Annotated in this window: 15 protein-coding genes; 10 read left to right on the forward strand and 5 right to left on the reverse strand. The window is 47.1% G+C overall.

All coding sequences use genetic code 11. The annotated features are described in order from the left end of the window. Window position 1: 1 nt before the first annotated feature. Entirely contained in the window at window positions 2-628 is a 627-nt protein-coding gene (locus V7051_RS17475; protein WP_333877068.1) for a helix-turn-helix transcriptional regulator, read from the reverse strand. Window positions 629-806: 178 nt separating this feature from the next. Between V7051_RS17475 and V7051_RS17480 the strand changes: the two genes are divergently transcribed. The 3 genes from V7051_RS17480 to V7051_RS17490 are packed head-to-tail and all read left to right on the forward strand — an operon-like array spanning window position 807 to window position 1,971. Then, window positions 807-1,199, forward strand: coding sequence for a group I truncated hemoglobin (locus V7051_RS17480; RefSeq protein WP_333877069.1), 393 nt, complete (start codon window positions 807-809; stop codon window positions 1,197-1,199). A gap of 21 nt (window positions 1,200-1,220) precedes the next feature. Beyond that, window positions 1,221-1,493, forward strand: a complete 273-nt coding sequence (locus tag V7051_RS17485) for a 2Fe-2S iron-sulfur cluster-binding protein (protein ID WP_333877071.1) — start codon at window positions 1,221-1,223, stop codon at window positions 1,491-1,493. Then, window positions 1,453-1,971 (forward strand): FAD-binding oxidoreductase, encoded by a 519-nt coding sequence (locus tag V7051_RS17490; protein WP_333877073.1) that lies wholly within the window; start codon window positions 1,453-1,455, stop codon window positions 1,969-1,971. The genes V7051_RS17485 and V7051_RS17490 overlap by 41 nt, the downstream gene beginning before the upstream one ends. Here the strand turns inward: V7051_RS17490 and V7051_RS17495 are convergent. Beyond that, on the reverse strand, window positions 1,940-2,839 hold the full coding sequence (locus V7051_RS17495) for a LysR family transcriptional regulator (protein ID WP_333877075.1): 900 nt from the start codon (window positions 2,837-2,839) through the stop codon (window positions 1,940-1,942). The two genes, V7051_RS17490 and V7051_RS17495, sit on opposite strands and share 32 nt — an antisense overlap. 289 nt (window positions 2,840-3,128) lie before the next feature. Here V7051_RS17495 and V7051_RS17500 point away from each other — a divergent pair, with 289 nt between their 5' ends. The 5 genes from V7051_RS17500 (at window position 3,129) to V7051_RS17520 (ending at window position 9,500) form a co-directional block, all read left to right on the forward strand. Beyond that, window positions 3,129-4,088, forward strand: a complete 960-nt coding sequence (locus V7051_RS17500) for a hypothetical protein (protein ID WP_333877077.1) — start codon at window positions 3,129-3,131, stop codon at window positions 4,086-4,088. Continuing rightward, window positions 4,085-5,680: an MFS transporter gene (locus V7051_RS17505; RefSeq protein ID WP_333877079.1), complete on the forward strand. Its 1,596-nt coding sequence runs from the start codon at window positions 4,085-4,087 to the stop codon at window positions 5,678-5,680. Before V7051_RS17500 ends, V7051_RS17505 begins: the two co-directional genes overlap by 4 nt. Next, window positions 5,677-7,224 (forward strand): efflux transporter outer membrane subunit, encoded by a 1,548-nt coding sequence (locus V7051_RS17510; protein ID WP_333877080.1) that lies wholly within the window; start codon window positions 5,677-5,679, stop codon window positions 7,222-7,224. The genes V7051_RS17505 and V7051_RS17510 overlap by 4 nt, the downstream gene beginning before the upstream one ends. A gap of 71 nt (window positions 7,225-7,295) precedes the next feature. Continuing rightward, complete coding sequence (locus tag V7051_RS17515) at window positions 7,296-8,522, forward strand: HlyD family secretion protein (protein ID WP_333877082.1); 1,227 nt, start codon at window positions 7,296-7,298, stop codon at window positions 8,520-8,522. Window positions 8,523-8,675: 153 nt separating this feature from the next. Beyond that, the gene (locus V7051_RS17520) at window positions 8,676-9,500 is read left to right on the forward strand and encodes a phosphorylase family protein (protein ID WP_333877083.1); all 825 of its coding nucleotides are present in this window, start codon (window positions 8,676-8,678) and stop codon (window positions 9,498-9,500) included. Between the two features lie 15 nt (window positions 9,501-9,515). Here V7051_RS17520 and V7051_RS17525 read toward each other — a convergent pair whose 3' ends face one another. From V7051_RS17525 to V7051_RS17535, 3 genes are read right to left on the reverse strand one after another with little or no spacing between them, the layout of a single operon-like run. Next, window positions 9,516-9,878 carry a SirB2 family protein gene (locus V7051_RS17525; RefSeq protein ID WP_333877085.1) on the reverse strand — a complete coding sequence of 121 codons (363 nt, stop codon included), beginning with the start codon at window positions 9,876-9,878 and terminating at the stop codon, window positions 9,516-9,518. Then, the gene (locus V7051_RS17530) at window positions 9,875-10,843 is read right to left on the reverse strand and encodes a homoserine kinase (RefSeq protein WP_333877087.1); all 969 of its coding nucleotides are present in this window, start codon (window positions 10,841-10,843) and stop codon (window positions 9,875-9,877) included. Before V7051_RS17530 ends, V7051_RS17525 begins: the two co-directional genes overlap by 4 nt. Window positions 10,844-10,855: 12 nt before the next feature. Next, complete coding sequence (locus V7051_RS17535; RefSeq protein WP_333877089.1) at window positions 10,856-11,191, reverse strand: DUF2782 domain-containing protein; 336 nt, start codon at window positions 11,189-11,191, stop codon at window positions 10,856-10,858. Between the two features lie 299 nt (window positions 11,192-11,490). Here V7051_RS17535 and V7051_RS17540 point away from each other — a divergent pair, with 299 nt between their 5' ends. Next, entirely contained in the window at window positions 11,491-12,594 is a 1,104-nt protein-coding gene (locus V7051_RS17540; protein ID WP_333877091.1) for a Fic family protein, read from the forward strand. 585 nt (window positions 12,595-13,179) lie between these two features. Further along, entirely contained in the window at window positions 13,180-14,814 is a 1,635-nt protein-coding gene (locus V7051_RS17545; protein WP_333877093.1) for a hypothetical protein, read from the forward strand. Window positions 14,815-14,834 lie beyond the last annotated feature (20 nt).

Genomic DNA, 14,834 nt, shown 5'->3' on the forward strand with positions numbered 1-14,834 from the left:
ATTATTTGATTTTAAAACTACAGTTGCAATCGCCTTTAGCCATACAACTTGACTGTTCAACTTCTTTGTCCAGCAATGAGGACATAAGCGCTAGGTCGAACTCGCAAATCTCATGATGTTTTTGTGCCAGATCGTGATAAATGCAATTATAAGCCTCCATCTTTGGGCTTTCCGTTTCGGGCTCTATATCCAACTTCACTTGAAAACCCAGATCGGTCATGACCATAGCCAGCTCATCAACGCGTTCGTTCAAATTTTTTCCTTCAAATTTGCTACGCAGTTTATCCGCCAGCTTACTACCCAGTTTTTGCATATAGGCTTTAAATCGATCAGGGCCTATTTCCTCCAATAAATCGCTAAGAATTAATTCTGAAAACCAGGCATATTGCTTTGGAAAATAATTATTGCCTTTGTCGGTTATCACATAAATAGTCACCGGACGCCCGGCCGTTTTATTGAGCGTGCTTTTCTTAATGTAACCATCCCGTTCCAGAACAACGAAGTGCTGCTGCACACCCGTTCTGGAAATATCCAGCGCTTTAGCCAGCTCATCAACACTCAAGCCATTCCTGCTTTCCAGCAAGCGCTCAAGTATCTGATGTTGGCGGGAACTTATCTTTTGAAGCATTAGCGGATTATCCTTTTGTCATGACTTTATCGTTGAACATATAGTAATAATAACTCATTATGACACATATAACTTGTAAAAGTTTTATATAGCAAAAAATCGTCTGTTGTTATAAACTTCTCTATGAGCAAGTTTGCTTAGATAAGAATAATGACACTACACAACACTGGAGACAATAATGAGCGATTCACAAGAAACAACTTCAAGCCAATCACTATATGAACAACTCGGCGGCGAAGCGGCTGTTAATGCCGCTGTAGATATTTTTTATCGTAAAGTATTGGCTGATTATCGCATTAACCGTTTTTTCGACAATTCCGACATGGAAAAGCAAATTGCCAAACAAAAAGCCTTTTTGACTATGGCATTCGGCGGGCCAAATAATTATAGCGGTACCGATATGCGCTCTGCACATGCGCGTCTTGTCAAAATGGGCTTGAATGCAAGTCATTTTGATGCCGTCATGGAACACCTTGGCGCAACATTAACCGAATTAAACGTACCGCAAGAACTGATCGCTCAAGCTGCCGCCATTGCAGAAAGCACACGTAACGATGTTTTAGGCAAATAACTGAAACTCCAGGTGGAGACCATGCGAAGCATAACTGTTGATGGATCAACATTTCCCTGTCAACCGAATGAGACTGTATTGCAAACCCTGTTAAGGGAAAACATACAGGTGCCTAATGGTTGCCGCCAAGGTCTTTGCCAAGCCTGCATGATACGCAGTCTTGATAACTCTCCACCTGTCTCGGCTCAAGTCGGCCTTAAAGATACCTTAAACTATTTTCTGGCTTGTATTTGTCATGCTCAGCAGGCTAGCTATGACCGTTGCCTTACCCAACCGGCAGGGCGCCTCAATTGAAGCCCTCGTTATCAAAAAACAGCTGTTAACGCCCGATATCGTACATTTGGTTTTGGAATATGAAACTCAGTTTTCGCCGCTCAGTTTTAATTTAAAACGCCCCGATGGCTTGGCCCGCAGCTATTCGATTGCAAATATCCAGCTACCCAAGAACACCCCGGAATTTCATATTCGCCGCTTGCCCCACGGTCAATTCAGCAGCTGGGTCTACGATGAATTGGAAATAGGCGCTCAATTAGCCATCTCTGAAGCGCAAGGTTCTTGTCATTATCTGCCGCAACGCGAAGAGCAGCCTTTAATGCCGACGCTTTGGCGCAAGAGCATTCGGGACCTATCCACTTTCTTCATTTTTCATCGCCTACTAAAACGATTGGCCGTTAAAACTGAAATCGATTCGTTGCCTGCATGTTGGAGACTAACGGATAACCGCCCGCCTCAAATGCAGTCTATTTCGTCATCGCTTTTTGTTGCTCGATAAGGGCCAATGAACGCAAGCTATCGAGCACCTGCCCTAATACAATGGAATCGCTGTCGCGCGGAAAAACCATATAAGCGGGTAATTTAAATTGCGGACTGCCAGGCACATGAAACAACTTTTTGGTCTGGATTAAAGGCTCTGCCATACGCATAGACAGAAAACATGAGCCGCCATTGCTGAGGATTAACTGAACACCCAACCAGCCGATATTGACCACCTGAGGTGGGCGTTCCAGGTCAGGGTAACTCATACTGTGCTGCGCGTAAAATGCCGCCCCCCAGTCTACATAAATGTAATCATCATTCGGCCAGGGTTTGTCCGGATCGGTGGTCAGCAGCACCAGCGTCTCATCAAATAAATGCTCAATCTGAAGGCCGGGATTATGTTGTGGCGTGTACATCAAACCCACATCCATCCTGCCTTCGATCAGCGCCCGCATTAAATCTTCTTCAAAGCCGATTTCGCTACGAATGGAAATATCCGGGACCTGCTCCCGCAGTGTGCCGACCCATTGAGGCAACAGTCCTTCCCATAAAGCGATGCGAGCCCCCACGGTGATACTGGCGCGAAAACGGCTGGGTAAGCCAATGTCATGTCGCGCCTGCTCCAATGTTAATAACAGGGATTTGGCATGACGCAAAAAGCGATGTCCTGGCGGCGTCAACGCGGCGCCGGAGCGATTGCGCACAAACAGGGTAACGCCCAGATAGGATTCCAGCCGCTGTATCCGGGTACTCACGGTCGATTGAGTGACATGCAGTCTATTGGCCGCTTCCAGAAAACTGCCATTGGCGACTACCCCCAAAAAAGTTCTGATCTGATCTATGTCCATGTCGTTAATATCGGATATATCGATACTAATGTCCAATAAATATCGTTTGTCTTATACGACAGGAAGTTTTTATATTAGCAGCATGAAGATGAATAAATTTCCAGCAGTCCTGCTTTAATCGCCCTGAAAAGCGATAAGGCAGAAAATGAATGCCGACGAATAATTCCACTTCTCTTAAGGAAGCACTGAACAAATCGATTCCACTCATGGTTCGACAAGCTTGTCACAAACAGAATCAACAACTTACCGTTCGTTCTGAGCCTGTCGAAGGATTTAATCAGCGCTTCCTTAATGCTTGTGCCCTTAACGCTGCCTAGAGGAAAAAATGATGCAAAACAATCTTACTGCCTGGCGGACTGAAAAGAGTAACGCGCTATATGAAAAATTGCTTCATGCACAGCAATCCTTGGCAACTATGAATCGCTGCGACGTATTACTTACACTACTTTTTATATTGAGTAGTTGCACCGCTGTACCGATCAAACCTTCGACCCACAAAATCGCTGAAATACACACGATGCTTGTGGTACCGGTGGAATCGCCACCTCTGGAGGTCATTCCTGATCTGATTGAAACCCGATTTCCCGTGTACAGTCAATATGAGTACCAATCCATGCCAGACTATCTGTTTCTGAAAGAAAATATCTACAAGAATCCCGGCGGAGTACTCATCGCCGGCTTGGTGAGTAAAGATGACATTGTGCCGATAGCCGATATTCCCCAAGCTCCGGCCTCAATGGAAAAAACCGCCGGCCTGGAACCGACAGTATCGTTTCGAGAGAGTTGGATGCCAACTTTCATATTGGCGGAGAAAGCGGTCTCGCAACTGAATGGCGAAAGAATCAGAGCAATGCTGAGCAAGTATTATTACCCTCTGCCGATTGCAAGCGGGGATCGTACCGCCAACCTCGGTAATTGGCGTAATGCCATAGAGCAATGGTACGACCAGAATAGGTCAACCGTTGATTATCGACAGCATGGATTGGAACATGTCGATGCGGTATTAGAAGTGGGTATCGATGCTTATAGAATTTTTAATGCACAAACATCATTGCAGGTGTTGATCAAACTGATCGATCCCAATACCCGGCAAGTCATCGGAAGAATCAGTGCGAGAACCTTCTCTGCTGAAAACTCGCCGGAAAGCCTGCTCAATGCTGAAGCCGAAAAATTCAAGCTGCTGGTGGCCGATATGGGCGCACAACTGGTCGCTGATGGGTTAAGTCGTCTTGGGCTGCCGCTTAAGGCATCCGGCCAATCAGCAGCTGCCAGGTTAACCCCATGACCACCGCCTACGCAAAACGCCTGCGCGGTTGGCGCTTTATCCTGTTTAATATCGTGCTCGGTCTGGGACACATAATAGTGCTGTTCAATGTCGGGGCCTATATTGCGTTGTTGCCTCATGTTGCCGGTGATCTGGGAGGCGTGTTCCCGAGTTTTGGTACCTGGGGTCAGACATACTTCATCATTGCCTTGGCGTTGGCCTTTCCTATCGCACGTTGGCTATCCGGCAGATATGGTGACTATCGTTTGTTTATCGCGGCGTTTGTCGTGTATGCCTTTGCTTCATATTTATGTGCGATCAGCCAAACCTTGTGGTTGTTTGTTCCGGCGCGCATTCTTCTCGGGTTTTCGGGTGGAATTACTCTCTATATCGGACAGTCCCTGTTATTGAAAGAGTATACCGACCGACTGAAACTATTAGGCCTGGGAATATGGGGGCTTATCACTCTGATGCCTTTTACGATCAGCTTTCCGATCGGCGGCCTGATAGCCGACGAACTTGGTTGGCGCTACCTGTTTTATCTGAATGTCCCCCTTGCCTTGGTCATCGCCGGGATTACAGGTTCATTGTTGGCCGGACGGGGCTTCGAGCGTAAATACATGCGTTTCGATGACATCGGTTTTGTTCTCCTCGCTTTGGTGCTCGGCAGCATACAGACCATGCTGAATCTGGGTAACGATTTTGACTGGCTTAATTCGCCATTCGTGTGCAGCATGCTGATCGTCCTCATCGTAGCGTTGCCCTGTTTGATTATTTGGGAATTCGATGAACGCCACCCGGCGTTCAACATACGGCTTTTCTCTCACCGTAATTTTACGATAGGAGTGATTTGTCTTTCCGCCGGATTTCTTTCAATTCAGGGACTACTTTCTGTATTCATTGTTCAGCTTCAAGTATTGCTAGGGTATTCTTCATTTTTGGCGGGCATGGCTTACCTCCCCATGATCCTGCTTGCGTTGCCGGTGACTTTAGCGATGCACAAGCTGCCAAAAAACCTCGACGCTCGGTTGCTGGTCAGCCTGAATCTGCTAGGTTTCGCCTTGACTTTTTATTGGATCGGCTTGTTCGATGATCCCGGCTCATTCGATCAAATTTTTTGGCCCATGTTGCTGCTCGGCTTTTTTCTGGGTTCGTTTTTCACGCCGCTGACCCGGCTGACTCTTCACGGACTATCTGGAAGCAACGAAATACGTGCGGCTGAAGAGACGGGGTTTCTGCGGGTTGTGGCTGGTGTATTCGGCATTACCTTACAAGGCGTCGTGCTGTTTCGGCGCACTCCTTTTCATCAGCTTCAATTGGCGGATCATTTCGGGGGACGAAAATTTGCTTCTATTGATTTGCTGCAAGGGTTTTCTTCGCGATTGGAGGCCTCCGGCCTTGATAAAGCCATGATCAATGGCAAACTCCTAACCCTCATCAAACAGCATGCAAGCATTCTGGCATTGAACGACGCCTTTCTGCTGGCAAGCCTCCTCTTCACCGGATTGGCCGGACTGGTGTGGCTGGCTTATCCGACCTATCAACCGCTTCATCCAACTCCGGTGAAAGAACTAGGGGATATTCGGGCGGAAGAGATTATGGTGGAACCATGATTCGTCAAATTACGCTGTATCGATTGTTCCTTTTTGGGTTCACTATCGGGTTTATGCTCTTGTTAACGTCCGGCTGCGCCTGGATACCTTCAGGAGAGAAATCGGCCGAGTTCATGGAATCCCCTCCCATGGAACATACGCTATCCGATACCGGTCACGATCCGTCGCTTATTGCTGCAGGGCATTGGCCGCCCGAACGCTGGTGGCGGGAATTCGGCAGCTCAGAGCTGAACGGCCTGATCGATGCCGCGCTGAAGAATAACATCGGCCTCAAGATGGCGGCGGCGCGATTGCGTCAAGCGCAAGCCCTGGTTCGCGTAGAAGGCGCAAGGCTGTTGCCGTTCCTGGATGCTGAAGCGGAGTTTGAGAATACGCGTATTTCAGAGAATGGCGTTTTTGCCGCGCTCAACCGCCAAGAGGCGGCGGGAGCGAATATCGTCTTCGGCAAAATTAATCCCTTCAACTTCCGCTACGAATTCGATTTCTGGGGGAAAAATCGCGCCGCAATGGAAGCGGCGCTGGGCGAAGCGGCAGCCGAGAAAGCGGAACTGGCCGAAGCTCTGCTTCAGTTGACTACCGCAATTGCGCGGTCTTATATCCATGGAATCGCACTACGGCAACAACTTGATCTGGCGCATGACATGGCTAAGTTGCGGCGCGACTTACTCAGCATGGACGAGACCCGGCTGCAGCTGGGTTTGGATTCCGCCGATCCGGTGAAACAGGCGACTATTGAATTAGAGCAGATAAATAAGCGCGAAGCCGGTATCCGGGATCAATTGGATATTCAGCGCAACCTGCTGGCCCGGTTGATAGGCAAAGGGCCCGACTCGACACAAAACCTGTTCGCAGACACCGCGATTAGCCCGGATAAAGTGCGCTTGCCTCTGCAACTTCCGCTGGAACTGCTCAGCCAGCGCCCTGATCTCGCTTCCGCCCTTCACCGAACCGAGGCGGCGGCGCAACGGGTCAAGGTCGCTAAAGCCAGCTTTTTGCCTACCATCGATCTGACTGCATTTGCCGGCGTGAACGCTCTCAGAATGACGAAGGGTGCAAGTTCTCTCGCCAATCTTCTGTTCTCAGGATCCAGCTTCTCTTACGGGATCGCGCCTGGTCTACGGCTCCCTTGGTTTGAAGGCGGACGTCTACGCGGGGAATTATCGGCGCAAAGAGCGGAATACGATGGCGCAGTGGAGCTTTACAATGAAACCTTGTTACGCGCCGTACAGGAGGTGGCCGATAGCCTGAGCCGTTGGCGGGAGACACATGCCATCCTCGAAGCACACGGCCGCTTGCTATCTGCGCAACATGAAAAGCTGAGTCTCGCTGAAGTGCGTTTTCGTAGCGGTTTGGATGATCGCCGGGCGATGTTGGCCCGCCGGCATACCGTGCTGGACCAGGAATATGCTTTGAAGAATTTGGAATCCGATCAACTGATTGCGATGGTCGATTTGATGGAAGCATTGGGCGGCGGGTACCTCAATGATCTCCAGCCTATCCAGCAGAAACACGAACAAAAACAGCTCAGTTGGTTGCCATGGTAAGTCATCGCAGCCTTTGGGCGAGTATAGATTCGAATCGAAATTAAAATCCGGTACTGCCAATATTAATAACTATGAAAACTCATTCCAAGATTATTCGTACCCGCCGCAAACGCTATCTATTGATAGTCTTGCTAGTAATGGTCATAAGTGCTTTAACGTTTGCTGTTTATTGGTGGCACTGCAGCCGTTTCCGGGTTGTAAGCCATAATGCATTCATTACCGGCAATCTTATTCCGGTGGAAGCGGATGCAACGGGTATCGTCACGCAGGTATTGGTCGAGGAAAGTCAGTATGTAAACAAGGGCGATCTGCTGGTGAGTCTCGATCAGCATCGCGCGCAGACCGCTTTAGGCCAGCGTAAAGGCGAGCTGGGGCAGGCCGTGCGCGAGATCGGCGCTGTTTTTTCTACGCACCGGCAAATATGCCAAAAACTCATTGCCAGCTCGGCTCGGCTTGCCCGTGTGCGCCATGATGTGATTCGGTTTCGGCAAGCACTTCCAACCGGTTCAGTATCCGAGCAGGTCATGCAAAACGCCGAAGATCAGGCGCTGACCCTCGAAGCCGAGATGCGAGAGGCCGAGGCGGAACTCAAATCCATAGAAGCGAAAGTAGGAGGAACCAGTAAGATTTTGCATCCGGACGTCGAGGCGGCTAAGTATAAATTCATTGCCGCCTATCTTGAATATTCGCGGCAGCAAATCCATGCGCCCGTCTCCGGCTATGTGTCCATGCGCAAGGCTCAGGTCGGCAACCGGGTTCAACCGGGTGATCAGCTCATGACCCTTGTTCCTTTGGAGCATCTGTGGGTAGAGGCGAACTTGCGGGAGACAGAGATAGGGCGGATACGGCCCGGCCAGCCGGCAGAGATTAGTGTCGATCTCTACGGGAACAGCTACATCTATCATGGAACGGTAGAAGGGCTGATACCCGGTACCGGCAGTGTCTTCGCGTTATTGCCCCCGGATAACGCAGTCGGAAATTTTATTCATATCGTAGAACGTATTCCCGTACGTATCGCATTACGGAAAGATGAAATACTGAAAAACCCCATTCGCCCGGGACTCTCCACCGTGACCTCAATCGACGTCAAGGAATCGGGGCAGCTCCTGAGTGCTTCACTGGCGGCAGTGACTACACCGGAGTATCAGACAGATATCTTTACCGATGAAATCACCGATGCGGAAGCCACGGCGCAATCGATTATTATGGATAATTTGAGTCAAAAAGACGATCCATTAGAACCGAATTGCAGATATCCCGAATCGGTAACCACTAACCGCTCTAATATTTCTCGGTGATGTTGCTTTTATTATTGTGTTACCAATGCTTTATTTAATGGATAATTACGTTCGAAATTGGAACGCCTGATAACTCACCGTTTCGACTTTTATGCCGCGCGGCCTTGCCGCTTTTTGCCACCTATCATTAATAAAATGCTGCTGACCCTCTGAATGACGCGACAAAAGCCGCCCCAAATTTTTATCTACGCCGCGCTACCCTGCGAGGCCAAGCCGCTGATCGAGCATTTCAAATTAAAGAAAAATACGACAGTTCAACCGTTTGCGGTTTATTTCAGTCAGGACATTTGCCTGACGGTAACCGGCTTGGGAAAAAGCGCAATGGCTGCCGGATTGGCTTATACCCAGGCTTTGTTTGCTTCAGTTGAACATCCGGTGCTGGTTAATATCGGTATCGCCGGGCATATTGACCATGCCTTAGGCCGCCTGTTTTTAATCGACAAAATCACCGATGTCGATAGCCGGAAAAGCTACTACCCGCCGCTGGTTTTCACACCACCTTGCCCAACCGCATGCATTCAAACGGTATCAAGGCCGCAGCTTGGTTACGACTCGCAACATCTTTGCGATATGGAAGCGTCGGCATTTTATGAAACCGCGGTACGGTTTTCGTCCGGCGAATTGATCCACTGCCTCAAAGTTATTTCAGATAATGAAGCATCGCCTGCGGAAAACATCCAACCCAAGCAGGTTGCTGCATTAATAGGCGCCCATGTCTCAACGATTGAAACCTTACTGGCTGAATTAAGCCGTCTGGCGAAGATAATAACTGTGCCTGAACCCAAGTTATTCGAACAGCTGACGCAGCGCTATCATTTTACGGTCAGCGAACAGGGACAGCTAAAAAATCAGCTGTCCCGCTGGGTGACATTAACCGACAACCAAGCCCTTGAGTTTGATGAAACCCGGTTTCGCAAAGGCAAAGATCTCTTGTTTTGGCTGGATCAACAAATCAGTAAAGTTGAATTTTGTTTGTAACGTTTTTTCAATCTACTATAAAAAGAAAAATGCGTTCTTGGTGACCGCGACTATCCCGATATAAATAAAGCAGGCAATAGCGCCTGCAAATGCTTTCCAACGCAAGTCGCCCTGACTCTTGATAGCAACAATACCCAGACCGATATATCCCAATAAAGCTATTAGTTTAGCGACAATCCAGCCGTACTCGCCCGACAGCCATGAGCCTTGAAAAACCAGCGTAAAGCCGGTAATCAGCAATAAACTGTTGATGATATGCGGCCCGATTTTAATCCATTTCTGCTCCAGCATTTCCGGGCGTTTTTCCGCCAGATAAACCCTGCCGACAAAACTGGAGATGGATAATAAAATAAAGATCATGTGAAAAGACTTAATCATGCTGTACTCCTGAGGTTAAAAATATTTTCATTACTCGATAAATAAGTCTGTTGCCGATGTTGCAGCAATATACGTCGAAAAGTCAGCGGATCTTTTTGCTGGGTTAGTTCGCCGGGCCTCGGATAACACTGATGTTCCAGGCGCGATAGCCAAAAACGCAACGCCGCCGCCCTGAGCATAATCGACCAATGTCTTTTTTCCAGCGCTTCCAATGGCCTCAGACTTTCATAAACCGCTAACAACGCAGTGAGCTTTTCGGCATTAACGATGCCGTTATCGCAGCACCAATCATTAGCCGCTATCGCAACATCAAGCAGCAACGTATCGGTGCAGGCGCTGTAAAAATCCAATAGCCCGCTGAGCCGGTCATCGACAAACAATACATTATCTTTGAACAGATCGGCGTGAATGACGCCTAGCGGCAGATTAACCGGACTGTTTTCAGACTGAAAAACCAACTCATCATTAATCAGCTCACGATCTGTGACCGACAAATGAGCGCCTATTTTATTCGACACCATTTCGCACCAGTTTAAATCATTACTATTTTTTACCGGAAAAACATAATCCTGCGTGCAACGATGCAAACTTGCCAGCTGCAAGCCGATTTCCTGACAATGTAAAATCGAGGGCGATGCCGTTGCTATGCCCGGCAAACGTCTGAATACCGCAGCCGGTTTGCCGTTAAGCTGACGCAACGCATTCGCCTGCCGGTCGTTTTGAGGACAGGGACAAGGCAGATTGTTTTTGCCCAGATGCGACAATAGCTTTACAAAATGCGGCAAATCATCGGCAGCCAACGACTCAAACAGAGTCAGAACGAAACCGCCCTGCGTGGTGGTGACCGAATAATTGGTATTGTCTATGCCGTCCGTTATACCCTCAAAAGCGATAACTTCACCGAGGGTATAAGCGCTAAAGAATTGATCGAGTTGCGGGCGTGTTATGCGAGTAAATACCGACACTGATTTAAGCGCTTACCATTCCAGCAACTTCCACATATTAATGTCAGAGCCATTATCCAAATCGTTGCGGCGTACATCCATTTTGCCGTCGCCATTGGTATCGAGAAAATAATAAGGCGGGCCGACAGCGGGCACGACTTTTATCATATAAAGCCTGCCGCCGCGCCGGTATTCCTGGATCGTGTCTTTACCTTTACGAATAATGGTAATATCCGGCTCCATGGTTTCACCGTTTTGCACCGGCAAAGGCGGTTCAGGAACCTCCGGCACAGCCTCAAGCCTCGGCGGTTGCTCATCGACAGCATAAGCCGGAAAGGCAAGCAAACTCAGTAAGATAAAACGTCGCATAAAGAGACTCTTATTAAAAATAAAAACTGCAGCTATCTTATTACAGTTTTTGCCTGCTTGCTTAACTAAAATAACCCAGTCATTGATGCTGACAATGTTGGTTTTCGTTTTATCCCTACCGGGCAGCTTTATATTCGCTATGAGCCGGATTGACACGCTCGCTCCTGTCTCGGTCAAGCTAACTTTTCGCGCGACTATGGTTTGGAATTGTTTTTAGCATGCGGGCATGGGCTATAAACCAAGTTGCTATAACTCATAATTGAACATATTATGAGTTATAGACTAATGGCGTATAACTCATGATCTGGAACTGGCAACAACCTGACTGGCCTTATTTTAGCTACGACAAATCCCTGCTTGATGAAAGCGAGAAACAATTTCTGCTGGGTTCTGGTCTTGTGTTCGGCGCATTCAAACACCTTAATGAAGGGGACAAGCAGCAATTAACAGTCGAGCTCATCAGCAACGAGGCGTTAAAAACATCGGAGATTGAAGGCGAATATCTTGATCGCGATAGCCTTCAGTCATCTATTCGCCGTCAATTCGGCCTGATCACTGACAACCGCAAAATTCCTCCTGCCGAACAAGGCATCGCGGAAATGATGGTTGATGTGTATCGGGATTTTGAGTCTCCGCTCTCCCACACCATGCTGTTCGAATGGCACAAAATGCTGACTAACGGTCGCCGCGACCTAGCTGACATAGGTCAATACCGTACACATGCCGAACCGATGCAAATCGTATCCGGCGCTATCTATGCCCCAAAAGTACATTTTGAAGCCCCGCCGTCAGCGCAAATGATGCCGGAAATGGAGCGTTTCATCGACTGGTTTAACGCCACCGCATCGAATGGAAAAACGCCACTACCGGCTTTATTACGCGCTGCTATTGCCCATCTTTATTTTGTCAGCATCCACCCATTCGAAGACGGCAACGGCCGAATCGGACGGGCGCTTGCCGAAAAAGCGCTCTCTCAATGTTTGGGTCAGCCAACGCTGATTGCCATCTCCTACACAATCGAACGCGACAAAAAAACCTATTACAGCGCCCTTGAACAGGCAAACAAGCAGACTGAAATAACTGCGTGGCGGCTCTATTTTGCAGACACGGTGATAAACGCCCAAAGTTATACCTCAACCTGGATTGATTTCTTGATTAAGAAAGCCAAGCTCTATGACCGGCTGCGTGGGCAAATCAATCCGCGCCAGGAAAAGGTTTTGACCAGAATGTTTCGAGAAGGCCCGGATGGCTTCATAGGCGGATTGAGCGCGGAGAAATACATCGGCATTACCGGCGCGCCCAGAGTCACCGTTACCCGCGATTTGCAGGATTTAGTGGGTAAAGGGGCTTTACTTCGGCACGGTGAGCGTAAGCACACGCGGTACTTTCTCAACCTTGAATGATCTTAAAAAAGAGTATGCATTGCAAGCGCAATATAAGGAAAGGAGATATGTTAAATATGTGGAGATGGAACTAACGCCACAAGAAAACCATTTTTCCTGTATCTGGCGACTGCTAAGTAAACGATCCTGATTCTGCCTCACTCACCGGTTCCGTATGAAGCTATCTATCAAATCCGCTACTAAAAGATATTAATTTTAGCCGTTAGTTATTTGCATCAAAAGCCAGTATACTAAAAACCGGTTAAAGCTTTGATTAAGCATGCAATCTTGTAGTCAGGCATGCTATTTACTCAATATTCAAGTTTTTATAGTTTGGCTTTTAAAAACACAGATAGACAGAGCCTTGCCGCCAGCGTATAGGCGATAAACAACTGAACCCGTCATTCTAATTCTCGATTTAACTGACTTTCAGTAAATCAAGAATTAAAAACTTGAAGGTCAAGTATTTATACTCGACATTTCCATGCTCCAACATGACGATGGTTTTTGATTTTGTCTACCACCGCATCATCAAACGTACTAAATACCAGACATCGGAAATCTGTTGCCCGATTGTGCTGGTTTTCAGATTGATCGGAGGATCATATGGTTAGCTCGAAAGAAGTAGTTGAGAAAAATAAAGAAAAATATAAGCCTATTTTTATTGCCGATATTCTCCAGAACCCGATTTCATTAACTTGGTTGGAGAAGAAGATACTTGGAACAACGGTATTTAATAGGCTTCATGGTGTTAAGCAAAATTCAACTGCATATTTAACCTTCCCTGCGTTAAATCATGTCCGCTTTAGTCACTCTCTCGGTGCCGCTGCGATTGCTAGTAAGTTGTTCTCCTTCGGTATTCAGAATGCCACTAGGCAAGATAGAGATAATTTCCTAAAAGACTTAACAGCTTGTTTAAAAAAGCGATATGTTCCAGCAAATAATTTTGGATGCTTAACCAACAAGCCGCAAGTTAACTTCCAGAGCGTAACTGAGTCATATATCCATCTCAATGGGTTACCTTGGATCACTGCGCATGGAGAAAACGTAATAAACATTCAAGATAAGGATGAGGGGGCAGCATTCTTAATTTCAATGCAGGCAGTAAGAATTGCAGCATTGGTCCATGATCTAGGACACCCTCCGTTCTCTCATGTAACAGAGCATGCGCTCAATGAGGTCTTACTAAAACTTAATGAGAAAAAAAAACAAGGCCCCGTCAGCGCTGTTGAAGAGGAGTTTATTTCAGCCATTGGAAATCGCCCCAACAATTTACCCAAAGACCTCCCACCTCATGAGTTTTTGACGTTAAATTTGTTCGACTCTCTCCAAAAACAGATTCTTGACGAGATCAACGATCAAAATAGGGATCCTGATATTTTGACTACCGTATGGTTTTCTTTGACGCTCGCGAAGTTAATTTTGTCCAACGGAGATAATGCGTCCACGCCAGAAGAAAAGAATCTTTTAAAAAGTTTGCACGATTTAGTTGCAAGCGATTTAGATGCAGATAGACTCGACTACATTCAGCGTGATTCCTTACTTTCGGGTATTAGAAACGACAATTTAGGATTGCAGCGGCTCATATACCTTTACCAATTAAAATATGTCGATTCAAAGCAAACGCAAGAAACAGTGTCGACATCAAATGTCCCGATGTTTTTGCCAAGTGTTCGGGCCTTGCGAAATTTAGAAGAATTCTTTCAGGCGAGGTATACGCTTTATCGGAATGTCATTTTCCACCATCATGTGGTGAAAACTGACGCATTTTTACAGGGTGCTGTAGAGGAACTGATTACTGAATATCTGAGCAAACACGAGAACCACTCTACAACCTCTAATGATCGCAAGCCAGAAGAAATCTCTTGGTTATGGGAAATTTTTAGGGACCAGAGCTTTAGTGGACGAAATTTTTTAAATCAAGTCTATCTCGGATGGGATGATCATTGGCTTATAACTTTATTGCGGCATAGATATATTGAATTGTCGAGCGGAGACAAGAACTCTCCAAGCTACAAAAAGCTTGAGGAACTTATAGCTAGCAAGCGGAATTATTTTTCATTGGTGAAAAGAGTTGAGGATTTTGCAGAAATTGAACGTTCTATTGTAAATTTCATCCGGCAGAATCATAATGTTATAGAAGAATTAAGTAACTCCAGTGATAACCCAAATATGCCAGAGAATGTTAGTCCAGCAATAAAATGGTTACTAGTAGTCAGTCATGATGAAGTACAAGGATAAAGCCGAGCCAGCTTCCGTCG

Origin of the sequence: Methylobacter sp. (genome assembly GCF_036845245.1) — a bacterium.
Classification (GTDB): Bacteria; Pseudomonadota; Gammaproteobacteria; order Methylococcales; family Methylomonadaceae; genus Methylobacter_A.

Bases quoted from the DNA above. Each gene is read 5' to 3' on its own strand.
- V7051_RS17480 (WP_333877069.1), top strand. From the start codon at position 807: ATGAGCGATTCACAAGAAACAACTTCAAGCCAATCACTATATGAACAA.
- V7051_RS17490 (WP_333877073.1), top strand. From the start codon at position 1,453: ATGACCGTTGCCTTACCCAACCGGCAGGGCGCCTCAATTGAAGCCCTC.
- V7051_RS17535 (WP_333877089.1), bottom strand. From the start codon at position 11,191: ATGCGACGTTTTATCTTACTGAGTTTGCTTGCCTTTCCGGCTTATGCT.
- V7051_RS17500 (WP_333877077.1), top strand. From the start codon at position 3,129: ATGATGCAAAACAATCTTACTGCCTGGCGGACTGAAAAGAGTAACGCG.
- V7051_RS17520 (WP_333877083.1), top strand. From the start codon at position 8,676: ATGACGCGACAAAAGCCGCCCCAAATTTTTATCTACGCCGCGCTACCC.
- V7051_RS17475 (WP_333877068.1), bottom strand. From the start codon at position 628: ATGCTTCAAAAGATAAGTTCCCGCCAACATCAGATACTTGAGCGCTTG.
- V7051_RS17545 (WP_333877093.1), top strand. From the start codon at position 13,180: ATGGTTAGCTCGAAAGAAGTAGTTGAGAAAAATAAAGAAAAATATAAG.
- V7051_RS17510 (WP_333877080.1), top strand. From the start codon at position 5,677: ATGATTCGTCAAATTACGCTGTATCGATTGTTCCTTTTTGGGTTCACT.
- V7051_RS17505 (WP_333877079.1), top strand. From the start codon at position 4,085: ATGACCACCGCCTACGCAAAACGCCTGCGCGGTTGGCGCTTTATCCTG.
- V7051_RS17525 (WP_333877085.1), bottom strand. From the start codon at position 9,878: ATGATTAAGTCTTTTCACATGATCTTTATTTTATTATCCATCTCCAGT.
- V7051_RS17485 (WP_333877071.1), top strand. From the start codon at position 1,221: ATGCGAAGCATAACTGTTGATGGATCAACATTTCCCTGTCAACCGAAT.
- V7051_RS17515 (WP_333877082.1), top strand. From the start codon at position 7,296: ATGAAAACTCATTCCAAGATTATTCGTACCCGCCGCAAACGCTATCTA.
- V7051_RS17540 (WP_333877091.1), top strand. From the start codon at position 11,491: ATGATCTGGAACTGGCAACAACCTGACTGGCCTTATTTTAGCTACGAC.